The organism is uncultured Nocardioides sp., from assembly GCF_947489365.1.
Taxonomy (GTDB): domain Bacteria; phylum Actinomycetota; class Actinomycetes; order Propionibacteriales; family Nocardioidaceae; genus Nocardioides.
On the sequence record NZ_CANLDB010000002.1, the window covers coordinates 98446 to 114315 of the forward strand.

Below are 15870 nucleotides of genomic sequence, written 5' to 3' on the forward strand. Positions count from 1 at the left end.
CTCAGTTGTCGTCGGGGCGGGGTCCACCCTGGTCGCGGCGGTCCATCGCCTCCTGCAGCGCGTCGCTGCTCGAGGGGTGCTCGGGGTGGTGACGGGCGGGGCCCCAGTCGGGATACATGTCGTACATGGCAGGTCGTCTCCTGGTCTCGGACCACGGCGTGGTCCGTCGGGGGTGTGTCGAGAGTGGAGGGCTCCGCGCCGGGAGGCGAGGGCGACGTGCCACGGATCGCGTGGCACCGCTCTCGGCCGAGCCAGGAGACGGGTGGGCCTGTCGTACCCGGCACGGAGCCGCCGGTCCAGAGAGGGGACCGGGGTCGAGCTGAAGGGGTCGAGAGGCCTCACGCAACGCCGAACACCGCGGCGAGGTGGCCTCTCTGTCAGGCCCCGCCGCGGCGCACGATGAGTACGAGAACGCTCCGCATAGTGCGTCGCACGCTACCCGGGCTCCCCGCGTCTGTCTCGGGTGTTTTCCCGCAAGTTCACGATGTGGGACGACCGTCTCACGCCGGACCCCTCCGACAGACTCGGCGGATGAGCGCGCCTCCCGAGCTTCCCGACATCGTGCGCCGCGCCTTCGACGTCTCCCGGCGTGCCGGCTACGCCTCGTTCTGCCGCAACGAGACCGGCCGCCTGCTGGCCACGCTGGCGGCCACCCGGACCGGGACGATGGCCGAGTTCGGCACCGGCACCGGGGTCGGGACCGCCTGGCTGCGTTCGGGCGTGCGCTGCGACGACGTCCGCCTGGTGACCGCGGAGCTGGACGAGAAGCTCGCCGACGCCGCGGCCGAGATCTTCGTCGACGACGACCAGGTCGAGGTCATCGGCGCCGACTGGTCGACCCTGCGCGACCGGGCGCCGTTCTCGCTGCTCTTCGTGGACGCCGGCGACCCCGCGGGCGTCCGGGTCGACGCGATCGCGGACCTCGTCGGCCCCGGCGGCATCGTCGTCCTCGACGACTTCGTCCCCTGCGAGTCGTGGCCGCCGATCACCGGCGGCCGCGTCGACTACCTCCGCGAGGAGTGGCTCACCGACGACCGCTTCACCGCCGCCGAGGTCATGGTCGCCCCCGACGCCTCCGCGGTGCTCGCCACCCGCCGCTGACGCGACGCCGCGACCCCGGAGGTCGAGGTGCGAGGGCCGCCGGGCCCGAGCCACGAGACCCCGTACGACGACCGAGGACCCCCCACCGGATCTCGAGGCTCCTCGCCAGGGCTCGGAACACCTCGATCACCGAACGGACCGGAGGTCGAGGTGCGAGGGCCGCTAGGCCCGAGCCACGAGACCCGTACGACGACCGCAGACCCCCCACCGGATCCCGTGGCTCCTCGCCAGGGCTCGGAACACCTCGGTCACCGAACGGACCGGAGGTCGAGGTGCGAGGGCCGCCGGGCCCGAGCCACGAGACCCCGCACGACGACCGCAGACCCCTCACCGAATCTCGTGCGACGACCGTGGACCCCTCACCGGATCTCGTGGCTCAGCCGTAGCCGGCTTCGCACCTCGATCTCCGGCCGTCGCCCTCGGCGAGCCCGGAGGTCGAGGTGCGAGGACCGCTAGGCCCGAGCCACGAGACCCCGCACGACTCAGGCGAAGAGCGACTGCCCGACGTGCTCGCCCTCGGCGACACCGGGCGGGACGGCGAAGACGGCGGAGCCGGTGACGCGGAGGTACTCCATCATCGCGTCGCTGCGGGCCATCGCCTGCTGGACGGGCACGAAGTCGGTGAGCGGGTCGCGGACGAAGGCGAGGAAGAACAGGCCGGCGTCGAGGCCGCCGAGGTCGGTGGTGCCGTCGACGAAGGTGTAGCCGCGGCGCAGCATCCGGGCGCCGCCGTGCTGGTCGGGGTGGACGACGCGGACGTGGGAGTCGACGGGGACGACGGGCTGCCCGTTGCTACCGGGCATGTCGAAGTCGATCGGCGTGTGCTCCTCGCCGCCCGACAGCGGGGCGCCAGTGCCCTTGGTCCGCCCGACGATCGACTCCTGCTCGGCGAGGGTCTGGCGGTCCCAGGTCTCGATCGTCATGGCGATGCGGCGGGCGACGAGGTACGAGCCGCCGGCCAGCCAGCCGCCGGCGGGGTCGTCGTCCTCGCCGACCCAGACGTGGTCGGTGAGCGCCTGGGTCTCCTCGGCGAGGACGTTGGCGGTGCCGTCCTTGAAGCCGAACAGGTTGCGCGGGGTCTCCTGGGCCGTGCTGGTGCTCGACGTGCGCCCGAAGCCCAGCTGCGACCAGCGGACCCGGACGGTCCCGAACCCGATCCGCACGAGGTTGCGGATGGCGTGGACGGCGACCTGCGGGTCCTGCGCGCACGCCTGCACGCACAGGTCTCCCCCGCTGCGTCCGGGGGCGAGCACGTCGCCCGGGAAGTGCGGCAGGTCCTTCAGCGACGCCGGGAGCCGGTCGGCCAGCCCGAACCGGTCGCGGCCGTCGGCGTCGCGGAACAGCGACGGACCGAACCCGAAGGTCAGCGTCAGCCCGCTGGCCGGCAGCCCGATGGCCTCGCCGGTGTCGTCGGGCGGCAGGTCGGCGGAGCCCTCGACGGGACCCACCGGCCCGGCCGGGCCACCGGTCGTCATGCGCTCGGCGGCCGCCGTCCACGCGGTGAGCAGCGCGACGAGGGCCTCCCGGTCGTCGGTGGTGACGTCGAAGGCCGCGAAGTGGAGCCGGTCCTGGGCCGGCGTGACGATCCCGGCCTGGTGCTCGCCGCGGAACGGGTAGGTCTCGGGCGTGCCCCCGGCGCCGGGCTCGCCGGGGCCGTCGGTGGCGGACGCGATCCCCGCACCGACCAGGCCCGCGCCGGCCAGGCCCGCGGCGGCGACGCCGCCGCCGAGCAGGCCCCGACGGCTGAGTGGAGGCACCGGGTCCCCGCCTCAGGCCACGACGACGGCGGTCAGGCGCGACAGCGGCTCCGACAGCGCGTTCACGGCGTCGGCGAGTTCGCGGACCTCCTGCTTCGTCAGGTCGTCGTACGACGTGAAGCCGTCGCCGACCCGCTGCGCGTCGAGCAGCTCCTGCAGGTCGGTGAACCGGAGCTCGAGCTGCGAGGCGAGCTCGGCGTCCTTGCCCTCGACGATCGGGGCGACGCCGTCGTACCCGACGCGGGCGCCGTCGACGTTGGCCTGGAAGTCCCACAGGTCGGTGCGCGACCAGTACTCCTCCTCGCCGGTGACCTTGCCGGTGGCGACCTCCTCGAGCAGACCGCGGGAGCCGTTGGCGATCTGGTCGACGGTGAACTCGAGCTCGCCGATCCGCTCGTCCAGCTCCTCGGTGTTCGCGACGAGGTCGTCGGCGAAGGTCTGCCGCTGGGCGTCGGTCAGCGGCGTGTAGTCGCCGGCGCGCTGCGGCCAGAGGTCCTTCTCCATGCGGTGCCAGCCGGTCCAGCGCTGACCGGGCTCCAGGTCGGCCTCGCGGGCGTCCATGCGCGGGTCGAGGTCGCCGAACGACTCGGCGACGGTCTCGATGCGCTCCCAGTGCGTGCGGGCGTCGGGGTACATCGCGCGGGCCGCGTCGTCGTCGCCGCTCGTGTAGTCCTCGGCGAACTCGCGGGTCTTCACCAGCAGCTGGTCGGACTGGTCCTGCACGTAGGTCTGGTACGACGACTCGGCCGCGTCGACGAGCTCCTGCTCGTCCGCGGAGACCTCGACCTCCTCGTCGCTGGGGGTGACGGTGAAGGCCGAGCGGATCCCCTCGCCGACCATGCCCGGCTTGCAGGCCGTCATGTACTCCCCGGCGGGGGCGTTGACGACGAGCTGGCGCGACAGCTGCGGGCCGACGTTCTCGACCTCGGCGACGATCCGCAGGCCGTCCTCGCCGAGCAGGTAGAACTCGGTGACCTCGTCCCCGGCGTTCGTGACGTCGAAGCTGAGCGTCCCGGCGGGCGCCTCGGTCGTGGACACCTCGCAGGCGTCGGCCGAGGAGGTGACGGTGACGGTGCGGTCGTCGCCCCCACCCTCGGCGGCGGGGGCGTTCTCGGTGCAGGACGCGAGGGCGGGGACCGCGAGCGCCAGGAGGGCGAGGGCGGTCAGGGGACGGCGAGTCATCGGGGTCGGACCTCAGCTGCTGGTGGGGACGGGGGCGGGGGCGGCGGGCTTCGCCGGCGGGCTCGCCGTACGACGACGCCGGGCGGCGAGCAGGAAGAGCGTCATGGTCGGCACGAGGTAGGCGACCCAGACGGCGGCCTCGAGGTAGGTCGTGGCCGGGGAGAAGTTGAAGGTGCCCTTCAGCAGGACGCCGTACCAGGAGCCCGCGGGGACCTGCGCGGAGACGTCGAACAGGAAGGAGTTCAGGCCCGGCAGGATCCCGGCCTCCTGGAGGTCGTGGACGCCGTACGACAGGACGCCGGCGGCGACGACGATGAGGAAGGCACCGGTGACGGTGAAGAAGCGGGTCAGGTTCAGGCGGATCGCCCCGCGGTAGAGCAGGTAGGCGAGCGCGACGGCGACCAGGATGCCCAGCAGCGCCGCGAGGAGCGGCTCCCAGGTGGGGGTGGCGGCGCCCGCGCCGTCGGTGGCGGCCTGGCTGGCGGACCACAGGAACAGCGCGGTCTCGAGGCCCTCACGCCCGACCGCCAGTGCGGCGATCAGCGCCAGCGCGAACCAGCCACCCTCGGCGGCGACGTCCACCTGGCCCCGGAGCTGACCCGACAGCGAGCGCGCGGCCCGGGCCATCCAGAACACCATCCAGGTCACGAAGCCGACGGCGACGATGGACAGCGTGCCGCCGATGGCCTCCTGGGCCTCGAAGGTCAGGCCCCGCGGACCGAAGGTGAGCAGCGCCCCGAACCCGAGGGACACCGCGACGGCGAGAGCGATGCCGCTCCACACCCGCGGCAGCAGGTGGGCACGGTCGGACCGCACGAGGTAGGCAACGAGCACCGACACGACGAGGCCGGCCTCGAGGCCCTCGCGCAGGCCGATGAGGAAGTTGGCGAGCACGGAGGACAACGCTAGCGGCTGAGTTAGGTATGCCTCACCAAACCAACCTGTGAATCCTCACAGGTTCGGGTGCGACCTAGGCTCGCGACGTGGCGTCACGAGTGGCACGGACACTGGGCACAGCGGCCTCGGCGCTCCTGCTGGTGGCGTGCACGACGACGAGCGACGCCCCCGCACCCGCACCCGCACCCGAGGAGGAGCCGAGCGGATCCATCGGGGTCTACCCCGAGCCCGACGCGGGGTCCGAGACCCCCGGAGCAATCCCGGCCCGGGTCAGGGCCGAGTTCGGGGCGACCTTCGGCACCCTCTGCGTCGGACCCCAGGGACGGCCGAGCCCGCCGCCGGCGCCCGGCGTGCGCGACCAGGCCTCCGACCTCCGCCGGGTGGGCGGGCTGACCGTCACCCGCGACCTCACGGTGCACGACGACGCCGCCGCGGCCGGCGCCTGGATCCGGCGGCTCCGCGCGGAGGGTCCGTGCGTCCGCGTCGACGGCCTGCGGGTGACCTCCTCCGAGCGGGCGCCCACGACCGCCGGGCTCCAGGCGTCGCCGCCGCTGCCGGTCGGCACCCTGGTGCGCAGCCAGGTGCTGGGCACCAACGGCGGGACCGACCCCGTCCTCCTGGTCGACGTCGTCTCCCGCCGCGGTGCCGCCGTCGTCCGGACCCAGGTGATGCAGCTGTCGGCACCGTCCGCCGTGGACGGCGCACCGCTCGGCGGGTACGGGTCCGACCGCGTGGTCCGCCGCATCGCGGCGGAGGCGCGCGACGACCTGCGCCTCCTGGGCCTGTGGGAGCGGGCTGCCCGCCGGCGCTGAGAAAACCGGTCGCGCGCCGTACGGGGCTGCTCCTACCGTGGTGGACGTCCTGCCGCCTGCCCCGTGAGGTTCCGTTGCTCGGTTGAGTCCGCCGCCCGTCCGCGCGAACTCCCTGGAGCACCCATGCCCTCACCCGTCCCCGCCGTCGCCACCCTGGAGTCCGTCGAGGTCACCTGGCCCGACGACACCACCGCCCTCTCCGGCGTCGACCTCGCCCTGCCGCCCGGGCGCAGCGCGCTCGTCGGCGCCAACGGTGCGGGCAAGACCACGCTGCTCCGCGTCCTCGCCGGCGAGCTCTCCCCCAACCGCGGCCGGGTCCGCGTCGCCGGCCGCGTCGAGCACCTGCGCCAGGACCTGACCTGGGCGTCCGACGAACCCGTCGCCGCCTTCCTCGGTGTCGCGACGACCATCGCCGCGCTGCGACGGATCGAGGCGGGGTCGGTCGCCGAGGCCGACTTCGAGACCGTCGGCGACGCCTGGGACGTCGAGGAGCGCGCCACCGCCGCCCTCGCCCGGCTCGGGCTGCCGGACGACGTCCTGTCGCGGTCCCTGGCGCAGCTGTCCGGCGGTGAGGTCGTGCGCCTCGGGCTCGCCCGGGCGCTGCTGTCGCAGCCCGACGTGCTGCTGCTCGACGAGCCCACGAACAACCTCGACGCGTCCGCCCGGGCGCGGGTGCACGAGGTCGTGGCGGGGTGGGCGCGGCCCCTGCTGGTCGTCAGCCACGACCGCGACCTGCTGGAGCTCGTCGACCGGGTCGGCGATCTCCGGGACGGCGCGGTGACCTGGTACGGCGGCGGGTGGAGCGACTACCGCGCCCAGGTGGCGTCCGAGCAGGAGTCGGCCGTCCGCGCCGCGGCCGCCGCGCGCGCCGACGTACGCCGACAGCAGCGGGACCGGGTCGAGGCCGAGCGGCTGCTGGCCCAGCGGAAGCGGCAGGGCGCGCGCAACGCCGTCAGCTCGAACATGGGGAAGGGCGCACAGGACTTCTGGCGCAACCGCTCCGAGAAGAACGCCGGTGACTACCGCGCGCTGCACGACGCGCGTCTCGAGGACGCCCGCCAGCACCTCGCCGAGGCGGAGGCCTGCGTCCGCGACGACGCCACGATCCGCGTCGACCTGCCCGGGACGGAGGTCCCCCGCGGCCGGGTGGTCCTGGAGACGTCCGACCTGGTGCTGCGGACCGGCCTGCCGGTGGACCTCGCGCTGGACGGGCCTGAGCGCCTCGCCGTCGTCGGCCCGAACGGCGCCGGCAAGTCGACGCTGCTGCACACCCTCGTCGGGGACCTGGCCCCGTCGGCGGGATCGGTCCGGCTCCCCGTGGCGCACGGGCTGCTCCCGCAGCGGTACGCCGTCCTCGACCCCGTGCTGTCCGTCGCGCAGAACGTCGCCGACCGTGCGCCCGACGCGGACGCCAACACCGTCCGCGCCCGGCTGGCCCGGTTCGGCTTCCGCGGCGCCGCGGCGGACCAGCCCGCGGGCGGCCTGTCGGGCGGCGAGCGCTTCCGGGCGACCCTGGCCGCCCTGCTGCTGGCCGACCCTCCCCCGCAGCTGCTGCTGCTCGACGAGCCGACGAACAACCTCGACCTCGCGTCGTACGACGCGCTGGTGGCCGCGCTGTCGTCGTACCGCGGGGCGCTGGTCGTGGTCAGCCACGACGAGCGGTTCCTCGCCGACGTGGGAGTGGACCGGCGGCTGGAGCTGGGCGGGGTCAGCCCGCCGGGACCATGACGCTGCGGACCCGGCTGACCCGGCCGTCGTCGACGGTGAGCCACTCGGAGACCCGCATCCGGAACGCGGCCCCCTCGTGGGGGCTGAAGTCCACCCAGCCGACCCAGGCCGCGAGGTCGCCCTCCACCACGAGGGTCTCGACGGTCGTCCGGGTGGCCCCGGTGGCCAGGTCCTCCTGCTGGCGGGTGACGAACTCCTCGGGGCCGGTCGTCTGCACCGTGCCGTTGAGCTCCCACACGGCGTCCACCGACATCAGGCCCCGGCAGGCGGGCACGTCGTGCTCGACGGCGCGCAGGAACCTCTCGGCGGTGGTGCGGGTGTCGCTGCTCATCGCTGTCCTCCTCGGACGTCGTAGCGCAGCCAGACCATCCCGTTGCCGAAGCGGCGGGTGTCCAGCAGCGTGAGGGTGGTGGGCGTGGCCGGGTGGTACGACAGACCGCCGCCGACGACGACCGGCACCACGACCACCTGGATCTCGTCGACGAGCCCGGCCGCGAAGGCGTGCTGCGCCAGGGTGGGTCCCGACACGTGCAGGTCGGAGGGTGCGGCCTCCTTGATGCCCCGCACCTCGTCGGGGTCGAACCGCCGGTGCAGGGTGGTCCGCTCCGTGGTGACCTCGCGCAGGGTGGTCGAGTAGACGTGCTTCTCGGCGCGGGTCCAGATGTCCGCGAACGCAGCGGACTGCTCGGACTGGGCGGCCGCCGCCGGGTCGTCCTCCCAGGCGGTCATCAGCTCGTAGATCCGGCGGCCGTACAGGTAGGTGCCGACGCCCCGCTCGACGTCGTTCACGTGCGCGAGGACCTCCTCGTCCGGGACCGCCCAGTCGAACCTGCCCTCGGTGTCGGCCAGGTAGCCGTCGAGGCTGCCGATGACCGAGTAGATGAGTCGGCCGGCCACGTCAGCGGACGACGTCGTACACGCCGAGGGTGACGCCGTTGCCGTACGTCGCCTGCTCGACCGGCCGCAGCCGGGGCTGGTCGGGGCCGTCGAACAGCCGCTTGCCCGTGCCGAGCACCACCGGGAACGTGAGCAGGTGGTAGGAGTCCACCAGCCCGGAGGCGGCGAGGCCCTGGGCCAGCCGCGCACTGCCGTGGACCTGGATCTGCCCCTCGTGCTCCTGCTTCAGGGCGGCGACCTCGTCGAGGGAACGCAGCACGGAGGTGTTGTTCCACTCCGGGTCGCTGAGCGTCGAGGAGACCACGTACTTGGGGATCGCGTTGTAGTGCGCGAACTCCTCCATCGACGGCCACACCGGCGCGAACTCGTCGTAGCTCACCCGCCCCAGCAGCAGCGCGGTCGCCTCCTCGGTCTCCCGCCCCTTGATCGCGTACGCCGCCTCGTCGAAGGCGACCTCCTGGAAGGTCCACCCCGCCCGCGGGTGCTCGCCCCCGCCGGGTGAGTCCATGACCCCATCGAGCGACAGGAAGGTGGTGACGACGATCTGGGCCATTGGCTGCTCCTCGGGTGCGGTTGCTGCTTCCGAGCTGTCCGACCAGACCGGTCCGCCGAACTCATCGGTCGCGGGAGACAACGCCGCAGATCGCACGCACCCGGTGCGTGCGACCTGCGGCGCTCTCCGTCCTCCACAGGCCAGGAGGGGGCAGGTGTCGCGACGCTCCGTACGGGCGAGAGTCACCGCGTGCCCCGTCCGCCGCTCCCCGACGCCGTGAGTGACCTGCTCGCGCGTCAGGACGGCGTGATCTCGCGGGCGCAGGCCCTCGAGGCGGGCCTGCAGCAGCATGACCTCGACCGGATGCGGCGCCGTCGGGAGTGGTCCCTGCTCCGCCCCGGCCTGTTCGTCGACCACACCGGCGAACCGTCGTGGCGCCAGCTGGCCTGGGCTGCGGTGCTGGGTCACTGGCCCGCAGCCCTCTTCGGGGCCTCGGCCGTGGCTGAGGCGGGAGGGCCGGACGAGCTGATCCACGTCGCCATCGATCGGCGGAGAGGCCGGCCGCGACCCGTCCCGGGCGTGAAGGTGCACTTCGTGTGTCGTCTCGACGAGAAGGTCAGGTGGAACCAGAGCCCACCCCGGATGCGCTACGAGGAGGCCGTGCTGGACGTCGCCGCGGCGGCGGGCAGCGACCTCGACGCCATCGCGGCCCTGGCCGGGGCGTGCGGCAGTCGTCGCACCACCGCCGAGCGACTGCTGGACGCCCTGGCGGCGCGTTCGCGCATCGCCCGCAGGGGGTGGCTCGAGTCCGTCCTGCGCGACGCGGCCGACGGGACGCACTCCGTGCTGGAGCACGGCTACCTGGCTCTCGAGCGTGCCCACGGTCTGCCCCGGGCGATGCGCCAGCACCGCGAGGTCACCGCAGCCGGCGTGGTCTACCGGGACGCCACCTACGGCGCACTGGCGACCATCGAGCTCGACGGTCACGCCGTCCACGCGCGATGGGAGCAGCGGGAGTCGGACCTCGCTCGGGATCTCGACACCGCGGCCTCGGGCGGGACGACGGTCAGGCTCGGCTACCACCAGGTGTACGGCGCCGGGTGCACCACCATCGCGAAGGTGGTCGCCTTCCTGCGATCACGCGGGATCACGATCGACGTCCACCCGTGCACCGACCCGGCCTGCCCTGTGACGTGACAGTGCCGCAGATCGCACGCATCTGGTGCGTGCGATCTGCGGCACTGGTGCAGCCTGCGTCAGTGGGGCTCAGCTGCGCGCCGAGCTGCCCTCGACGTAGTCCGAGTCGTGGCTCTTGACCCACGCCATGAGCTTGCGGAGCTCCTTGCCGGTGCTCTCGATGGGGTGCTGGGCACCCTTCTCGCGGAGCGCGTTGAACTCCGGGGAGCCGGCGTCCTGGTCGTCGATGAACCGCTGGGCGAACGAGCCGTTGGTGATGTCGGCGAGGACGGCCTGCATGTTCTCCTTCACCTGCGGCGTGATGACGCGGGGGCCGGAGACGTAGTCGCCGTACTCGGCGGTGTCGGAGATGGACCAGCGCTGCTTGGCGATGCCGCCCTCGTACATGAGGTCGACGATCAGCTTCAGCTCGTGGAGGCACTCGAAGTAGGCGACCTCGGGCTGGTAGCCGGCCTCGATGAGGGTCTCGAAGCCGTACTGGACGAGTTGGGACGCGCCACCGCAGAGGACGGCCTGCTCACCGAACAGGTCGGTCTCGGTCTCCTCGGTGAAGGTGGTCTTGATGCCGCCGGCGCGGAGGCCGCCGATGCCCTTGGCGTACGAGAGGGCGAGGTCCCAGGTGTTCCCCGAGGCGTCCTTCTCGACGGCGACGAGGACGGGGACGCCGCGGCCGTCGACGTACTCGCGGCGCACGAGGTGGCCGGGGCCCTTGGGGGCGACCATGAAGACGTTCACGCCCTCGGGCGGGGTGATGTAGCCGAAACGGATGTTGAAGCCGTGGCCGAAGACGAGGGTGTCGCCCTCGGCGAGGTGGGGCTCGATCTCCTCGGCGTACAGCTTCCGCTGGTGCTGGTCCGGAGCCAGGATCACGACGACGTCGGACTCCTCGACGGCCTCGGCGGGCGTGACGACCCGCAGGCCCTCGGCCTCCGCCTTGGCGCGGCTCTTCGAGCCGGGCTGGAGACCGATCCGCACGTCGACGCCGGAGTCGCGCAGCGACAGGGCGTGGGCGTGTCCCTGGGACCCGTAGCCGATCACGGCCACGGACTTGTCCTGGATCAGGGAGAGGTCGGCGTCGTCGTCGTAGAACATCTGCGCCACGAGGGTGGGCTCCTTCTTCTTGGGTGCGTACGTCGGGGTGGGCGACGCGGGTCTGGGTGATCCGGGTGGTCTGAACCGTGTCAGACCGCGCGCGGCGGCGGCGCCGGGGTCGGCACCGGGCGCATGGTGCGCTCCGAGATGGACCGGGAGCCGCGGCCGATGGCGACCATCCCGGACTGGACGAGCTCGCGGACGCCGAAGGGCTCGAGCACCCGCAGGAAGTCGGCCAGCTTGTCCACGTTGCCGACGGCCTGGATGGTCACCGCGTCGGGGGCGACGTCGACGACCTTGGCGCGGAAGAGCTGCACGCACTCCAGCACCTGGCCGCGGGTGGTCGCGTCGGCACGGACCTTGACCATGAGCAGCTCGCGGGACACGGCCTGCGCGGGCTCGAGCTCGACGATCTTGATGACCTCGACGAGCTTGTTGAGCTGCTTGGTGACCTGCTCGAGGGGGAACGACTCGACGCTGACCACGATCGTCATGCGCGAGACGTCGGCGTGCTCGGTCGGGCCCACGGCGAGGCTGTCGATGTTGAAGCCGCGGCGACTGAACAGGCCGGCGATCCGGGCCAGGACGCCGGGCTTGTCCTCGACCAGGACGCTCAGGGTGTGGGTCGACATCAGACGTCGTCCTCCTCGAACTCCGGCGCCATGTCGCGCGCGTACTTGATGTCGTCGTTGCTGGTGCCGGCGGCGACCATCGGCCAGACCATGGCGTCGCGGTGCACACGGAAGTCCACGACCACCGGGACGTCGTCCACCTCCATCGCCTTGTTGATGGTGGCGTCGACGTCACCGGGCGTGTCGCAGGACAGGCCGACGCAGCCGTACGCCTCCGCGAGCTTCTCGAAGTCGGGGATGCGGACCGGCCCGCTCGACTGGCCGCCCTGACGCTGCAGGTCGGTGTTGGAGTAGCGCTGGTTGTAGAACAGCGTCTGCCACTGCCGGACCATGCCGAGGGACTGGTTGTTGATGATGGCGACCTTGATCGGGATGCCCTCGATGGCGCAGGTCGCGAGCTCCTGGTTCGTCATCTGGAAGCAGCCGTCGCCGTCGATCGACCAGACGGTGGTGTCGGGGCAGCCGACCTTCGCGCCCATGGCGGCGGGCACGGAGTAGCCCATCGTGCCGAGACCGCCCGAGTTCAGCCAGGTGTTGGGCTTCTCGTAGTCGATGAAGTGCGCCGCCCACATCTGGTGCTGGCCCACCCCGGAGGTGTAGATCGCGTCGGGGCCGGCGATGGCGCCGAGGCGCTCGATGACGTACTGCGGGGCGAGGCTGCCGTCGGCGGGGGCGTCGTACCCGAGGGGGTACTTCTTCTTCACCCCTGCGAGGAACTCGACCCACGCCTCGTAGTCGCCGGACTCGCCCTGGTCGTACGCCGACCGCAGGGCGGCGATCAGCTCGACGATGACCTCGCGGCAGTCGCCGACGATGGGGACGTCGGCGTGGCGGTTCTTGCCGATCTCGGCGGGGTCGATGTCGGCGTGGATGACCTTGGCGTTCGGGGCGAACGAGTCCAGGTTGCCGGTGACGCGGTCGTCGAAGCGGGCGCCCAGGCTGATCATCAGGTCGCTGCGCTGCAGACCGGCCACCGCGGCGACGGTGCCGTGCATGCCGGGCATGCCGAGGTGCTGCGGGTTGGAGTCGGGGAACGCGCCGCGCGCCATCAGCGTGGTGACCACGGGGATGCCGGTCAGCGCGGCCAGCTCGGCGAGCTCGCGGTGCGCGCCGGCGCGGATCGTGCCGCCGCCGACGTACAGCACCGGGCGGCGGGCCTCGAGGATCAGCCGCGTGGCCTCGCGGATCTGCTTGGCGTGCGGCTTGGTGACCGGGCGGTAGCCGGGCAGGTGCAGCTCGGTCGGCCAGCGGAAGCCCGTTTGCGCGGTGAGCGCCGACTTCGCGACGTCCACGAGCACCGGACCGGGGCGCCCGGTGCTGGCGATGTGGAACGCCTCCGCGATCTTCTGCGGGATCTCGGCCGGGTCGGTGACGAGGAAGTTGTGCTTGGTGATCGGCATCGTGATGCCGCGGATGTCGGCCTCCTGGAAGGCGTCCGTGCCGATCATCGCGGCGCCGACCTGGCCGGTGACGGCCACCATCGGCACGGAGTCCATGTGCGCGTCGGCAAGCGGGGTGACCAGGTTCGTCGCCCCCGGGCCGGACGTCGCCATGCAGACGCCGACGCGGCCGGTCGCCGCGGCGTACCCCTGGGCGGCGTGGCCCGCGCCCTGCTCGTGGCGCACGAGGATGTGGCGGATGGCGGAGGAGTCCATCAGCGGGTCGTACGCCGGGAGGATGGCGCCGCCGGGGATGCCGAAGATCGTGTCGACGCCGGCGTGCTCCAGCGACCGGATCAGGCTCTGGGCGCCGGTGATCGGCTCGGCCTGGCTCATCTGCTCTTCCTTCGTTCGGTTCGTGCCCGGGTGGTGCGTCGGGTCCAGCATCTGCCCAACAAAAAACCCCTCGGCCATGACGGCGGCGAGGGGTGGACGCGTGGGGAGCCTGGGGCTCGGCTCACGCGTCTGAGGGTACGAGGAGGTTCCGTCGCATGGCGCTACGGTCCCTCCCGGCCTCGCGTGCCGTCAATGGAGTGTGACAGCCGTCTCGGATGTCGGGACGGCTGTCTCGCATTTTGGTCAGGCCCCGCTCATGCCCCGCGGCGGCCCTCGGTGGAGCAGACGCAGGCGCGGTTGCCCTGCGCGTCGGCGAGCACCCAGAACGACGGCGCCTCGGCGTCGTCGACGAGGGTGCCGCCGGCCGCGAGGACGGCGTCCACGCGGGCCCGCGCCTCGTCGCGGTGCACCCAGACGTCGAGGTGCCAGCGCTGCCGCGGGGCCTCGTGCTCCTCGGCGTCCTGGAACCAGACCGTGGGGTAGAGCCCGGCCGGGTCGGAGACCTCGCCGTCCCCGGCGCTGCCGCCCAGGAGGGCGGCGAGGAACGGCTGCACCTCCTCGCCGGCCCAGGTGTCGAGGCCGAGCTCGACCTGCGTCACCGCTCCGGGGTCGGCGGTGGCGCCGGCCTCGTCGGCGTACCCGGTGATCCGGCGGGCGAGGTCGATGTCGCGACTGGTGATGCCGCCGACGTCGTGGCTGGACAGGCCCGTCACCGTGGGGTAGGTGAGGACGACGTCGGGGTGGTGGTCGGCCTCCTCGGCGGCGGCCCCGATGCGGTCGACCAGAGCGAGGCCGGTCGCGAAGTCGCCGGTGGCGAACACCGCGCGGATCCTCCCCGGCACGTGCGCCCACCCGGGCGGGGTGGCCGCGGCGACCTCGTCGGCGGTGAGGGTCTGCTTCGGGTCGGTCTGCTCGCTCATCCGTGCTCCTTCGAGTCGGGGACCATCAGTCTCGCGAAGTCGCCCGGGGCCCAGGCGACCTCCCAGCGGTAGCCGTCGGGGTCGGCGAAGTAGCCGGAGTAGCCACCCCACTCGCGGTCGCTCGCGGCCTCGACGGGGTCGGCCCCGGCGGCGCGGGCGTCGTCCAGGACGCCGTCGACCGTCGCCCGGTCGCGGCAGTTGTGGGCCAGGGTGATCGGCGCGAGCCCGGCCCCCCGTCGTACGGGACCGACCTCGGCCTCGAACGACGTCTCCTCCCACAGCGACAGCAGCACCCGGTCGGCCACGGTGAACATCAGCACGTCCTGCTCGTCGACCGTCGCCTCCCACCCCAGCCCGTCGACGTAGAACGCTCGCGACCGCGCCCGGTCGGCCACCGCCAGGGTCACCAGGCTCACTCGCTGCTCCATGCCTGCCACCCAACCACCGCCCGCCGACGTCGTGAAGGCCGAGTCGGCACGTCTGCGCACGTCAAGGGGGTCGAGTCGGCACGTCTGCGCACGTGAGGAGGGTCGAGTCGGCACGTCTGCGCAGGCGACAGGTGGGCGGTGCGGCGGCAGTGCCGACCTAGGCCCGCGCCGCGACCGATTCGGCGCTTCCCACGTGCACAAGCGCCGCCTCGAGCCCTCTGGCTGCGCAGACGTGCCGACTCGAGCCTCCTCAGCTGCGCAGACGTGCCGACTCGAGCCCCCTCAGCTGCGCAGACGTGCCGACTCGACCCTCAAGGGGGTGCGCTGGTGGCCATGGTCGTCGAAGTTCGCGGGGTCGAGCCAGGCCTCGTGGACGGCGCGTACGGCGGGCCAGTCGCGGTCGAGCATCGCGAACCAGGCGGTGTCGCGGTTGAGGCCCTTGACGACCTTGTGCTGGCGGAAGACGCCCTCGGGCGTGAACCCCAGGCGGACGGCGGCGCGCTGGGAGGGCTCGTTGAGGTCGTCGCACTTCCACTCGACGCGGCGGTAGCCCGCGTCGAAGGCCTGCCGCAGCAGCAGGCTGACGGCCTCGGTGGACGCCGCGGTGCGCTGCATGGACGAGCCGAAGACCACCCAGGCGACCTCGGTGCAGCCGTCGGCCGGGGCCTGGCGGATCCAGCTGATGCGTCCCGCCACCGCTCCCCCGCCGGGCCGGATGACGAACGTCTCCATCCCCGGGTCGGCGAGCTGCGCCCCGACGAGAGCGCGCATGGCGGTGTCGTCGGCCGGCGGCTCCACGGGCAGGAAGCGCCACGACGTGTCCGGGCCGGCGACCGCCGTGCGGAGCGCCTCGGCGTGCTCGACGGACAGGGGCTCGAGGACGACGTGCGCGCCCTCGAGGCGGGTCGCGGTCAGCGGGGCGGGCGGCGTCCAGTCGAGCACGGGCCGACCCTAGGGCC

The 15870-nt window shown here is 73.0% G+C and carries 17 protein-coding genes; 4 read left to right on the top strand and 13 right to left on the bottom strand.

Annotated elements, in window-relative coordinates:
* Position 1: 1 nt before the first annotated feature.
* Positions 2–127, bottom strand: a complete 126-nt coding sequence (locus Q0858_RS05745) for a hypothetical protein (protein WP_299051901.1) — start codon at positions 125–127, stop codon at positions 2–4.
* Positions 128–531: 404 nt separating this feature from the next.
* On the opposite strand from Q0858_RS05745, the gene Q0858_RS05750 reads away from it, so the two are divergent.
* A complete protein-coding gene (locus Q0858_RS05750; protein ID WP_299051902.1) occupies positions 532–1101 on the top strand; it encodes a class I SAM-dependent methyltransferase in 570 nt (189 codons plus the stop codon).
* A 482-nt stretch (positions 1102–1583) separates the two neighbouring features.
* Here Q0858_RS05750 and efeB read toward each other — a convergent pair whose 3' ends face one another.
* From efeB to efeU, 3 genes are read right to left on the bottom strand one after another with little or no spacing between them, the layout of a single operon-like run.
* A complete protein-coding gene (gene efeB / locus Q0858_RS05755) occupies positions 1584–2858 on the bottom strand; it encodes an iron uptake transporter deferrochelatase/peroxidase subunit (protein WP_299051903.1) in 1275 nt (424 codons plus the stop codon).
* 12 nt (positions 2859–2870) lie between these two features.
* A complete protein-coding gene (efeO, locus tag Q0858_RS05760) occupies positions 2871–4040 on the bottom strand; it encodes an iron uptake system protein EfeO (protein ID WP_299051904.1) in 1170 nt (389 codons plus the stop codon).
* Positions 4041–4052: 12 nt separating this feature from the next.
* Entirely contained in the window at positions 4053–4934 is an 882-nt protein-coding gene (efeU, locus tag Q0858_RS05765; RefSeq protein ID WP_299051905.1) for an iron uptake transporter permease EfeU, read from the bottom strand.
* 89 nt (positions 4935–5023) lie between these two features.
* Here efeU and Q0858_RS05770 point away from each other — a divergent pair, with 89 nt between their 5' ends.
* Positions 5024–5749, top strand: coding sequence for a hypothetical protein (locus Q0858_RS05770; RefSeq protein WP_299051906.1), 726 nt, complete (start codon positions 5024–5026; stop codon positions 5747–5749).
* A gap of 123 nt (positions 5750–5872) precedes the next feature.
* Complete coding sequence (locus Q0858_RS05775) at positions 5873–7477, top strand: ABC-F family ATP-binding cassette domain-containing protein (RefSeq protein ID WP_299051907.1); 1605 nt, start codon at positions 5873–5875, stop codon at positions 7475–7477.
* On the opposite strand, the gene Q0858_RS05780 is transcribed toward Q0858_RS05775, so the two are convergent.
* The 3 genes from Q0858_RS05780 to Q0858_RS05790 are packed head-to-tail and all read right to left on the bottom strand — an operon-like array spanning position 7458 to position 8927.
* Positions 7458–7808, bottom strand: a complete 351-nt coding sequence (locus tag Q0858_RS05780) for a nuclear transport factor 2 family protein (RefSeq protein WP_299051908.1) — start codon at positions 7806–7808, stop codon at positions 7458–7460. The two genes, Q0858_RS05775 and Q0858_RS05780, sit on opposite strands and share 20 nt — an antisense overlap.
* On the bottom strand, positions 7805–8374 hold the full coding sequence (locus tag Q0858_RS05785; RefSeq protein ID WP_299051909.1) for a dihydrofolate reductase family protein: 570 nt from the start codon (positions 8372–8374) through the stop codon (positions 7805–7807). Before Q0858_RS05785 ends, Q0858_RS05780 begins: the two co-directional genes overlap by 4 nt.
* Position 8375: 1 nt before the next feature.
* A complete protein-coding gene (locus Q0858_RS05790) occupies positions 8376–8927 on the bottom strand; it encodes a dihydrofolate reductase family protein (RefSeq protein ID WP_299051910.1) in 552 nt (183 codons plus the stop codon).
* Between the two features lie 189 nt (positions 8928–9116).
* Between Q0858_RS05790 and Q0858_RS05795 the strand changes: the two genes are divergently transcribed.
* Complete coding sequence (locus Q0858_RS05795) at positions 9117–10064, top strand: hypothetical protein (protein ID WP_299051911.1); 948 nt, start codon at positions 9117–9119, stop codon at positions 10062–10064.
* 69 nt (positions 10065–10133) lie between these two features.
* Here the strand turns inward: Q0858_RS05795 and ilvC are convergent, their stop codons facing one another.
* The 6 genes from ilvC to Q0858_RS05825 form a co-directional block, all read right to left on the bottom strand.
* The gene (gene ilvC / locus Q0858_RS05800; protein ID WP_299051912.1) at positions 10134–11165 is read right to left on the bottom strand and encodes a ketol-acid reductoisomerase; all 1032 of its coding nucleotides are present in this window, start codon (positions 11163–11165) and stop codon (positions 10134–10136) included.
* A gap of 80 nt (positions 11166–11245) precedes the next feature.
* The gene (gene ilvN / locus Q0858_RS05805) at positions 11246–11788 is read right to left on the bottom strand and encodes an acetolactate synthase small subunit (RefSeq protein WP_299051913.1); all 543 of its coding nucleotides are present in this window, start codon (positions 11786–11788) and stop codon (positions 11246–11248) included.
* Positions 11788–13614 (bottom strand): acetolactate synthase large subunit, encoded by a 1827-nt coding sequence (locus tag Q0858_RS05810; protein ID WP_299051914.1) that lies wholly within the window; start codon positions 13612–13614, stop codon positions 11788–11790. The genes ilvN and Q0858_RS05810 overlap by 1 nt, the downstream gene beginning before the upstream one ends.
* 203 nt (positions 13615–13817) lie before the next feature.
* Positions 13818–14483, bottom strand: a complete 666-nt coding sequence (locus Q0858_RS05815; RefSeq protein ID WP_299051915.1) for a 4a-hydroxytetrahydrobiopterin dehydratase — start codon at positions 14481–14483, stop codon at positions 13818–13820.
* On the bottom strand, positions 14480–14911 hold the full coding sequence (locus Q0858_RS05820; protein ID WP_299051916.1) for a VOC family protein: 432 nt from the start codon (positions 14909–14911) through the stop codon (positions 14480–14482). Before Q0858_RS05820 ends, Q0858_RS05815 begins: the two co-directional genes overlap by 4 nt.
* 282 nt (positions 14912–15193) lie before the next feature.
* The gene (locus Q0858_RS05825) at positions 15194–15853 is read right to left on the bottom strand and encodes a GNAT family protein (RefSeq protein ID WP_299051917.1); all 660 of its coding nucleotides are present in this window, start codon (positions 15851–15853) and stop codon (positions 15194–15196) included.
* Between the last annotated feature and the right edge of the window lie 17 nt (positions 15854–15870).

Coding starts and splice junctions, on each gene's coding strand:
- Q0858_RS05745 (WP_299051901.1), bottom strand. CDS start 127: ATGTACGACATGTATCCCGACTGGGGCCCCGCCCGTCACCACCCCGAG.
- Q0858_RS05750 (WP_299051902.1), top strand. CDS start 532: ATGAGCGCGCCTCCCGAGCTTCCCGACATCGTGCGCCGCGCCTTCGAC.
- efeO (WP_299051904.1), bottom strand. CDS start 4,040: ATGACTCGCCGTCCCCTGACCGCCCTCGCCCTCCTGGCGCTCGCGGTC.
- Q0858_RS05775 (WP_299051907.1), top strand. CDS start 5,873: ATGCCCTCACCCGTCCCCGCCGTCGCCACCCTGGAGTCCGTCGAGGTC.
- Q0858_RS05780 (WP_299051908.1), bottom strand. CDS start 7,808: ATGAGCAGCGACACCCGCACCACCGCCGAGAGGTTCCTGCGCGCCGTC.
- Q0858_RS05790 (WP_299051910.1), bottom strand. CDS start 8,927: ATGGCCCAGATCGTCGTCACCACCTTCCTGTCGCTCGATGGGGTCATG.
- ilvN (WP_299051913.1), bottom strand. CDS start 11,788: ATGTCGACCCACACCCTGAGCGTCCTGGTCGAGGACAAGCCCGGCGTC.
- Q0858_RS05810 (WP_299051914.1), bottom strand. CDS start 13,614: ATGCTGGACCCGACGCACCACCCGGGCACGAACCGAACGAAGGAAGAG.
- Q0858_RS05815 (WP_299051915.1), bottom strand. CDS start 14,483: ATGAGCGAGCAGACCGACCCGAAGCAGACCCTCACCGCCGACGAGGTC.
- Q0858_RS05820 (WP_299051916.1), bottom strand. CDS start 14,911: ATGGAGCAGCGAGTGAGCCTGGTGACCCTGGCGGTGGCCGACCGGGCG.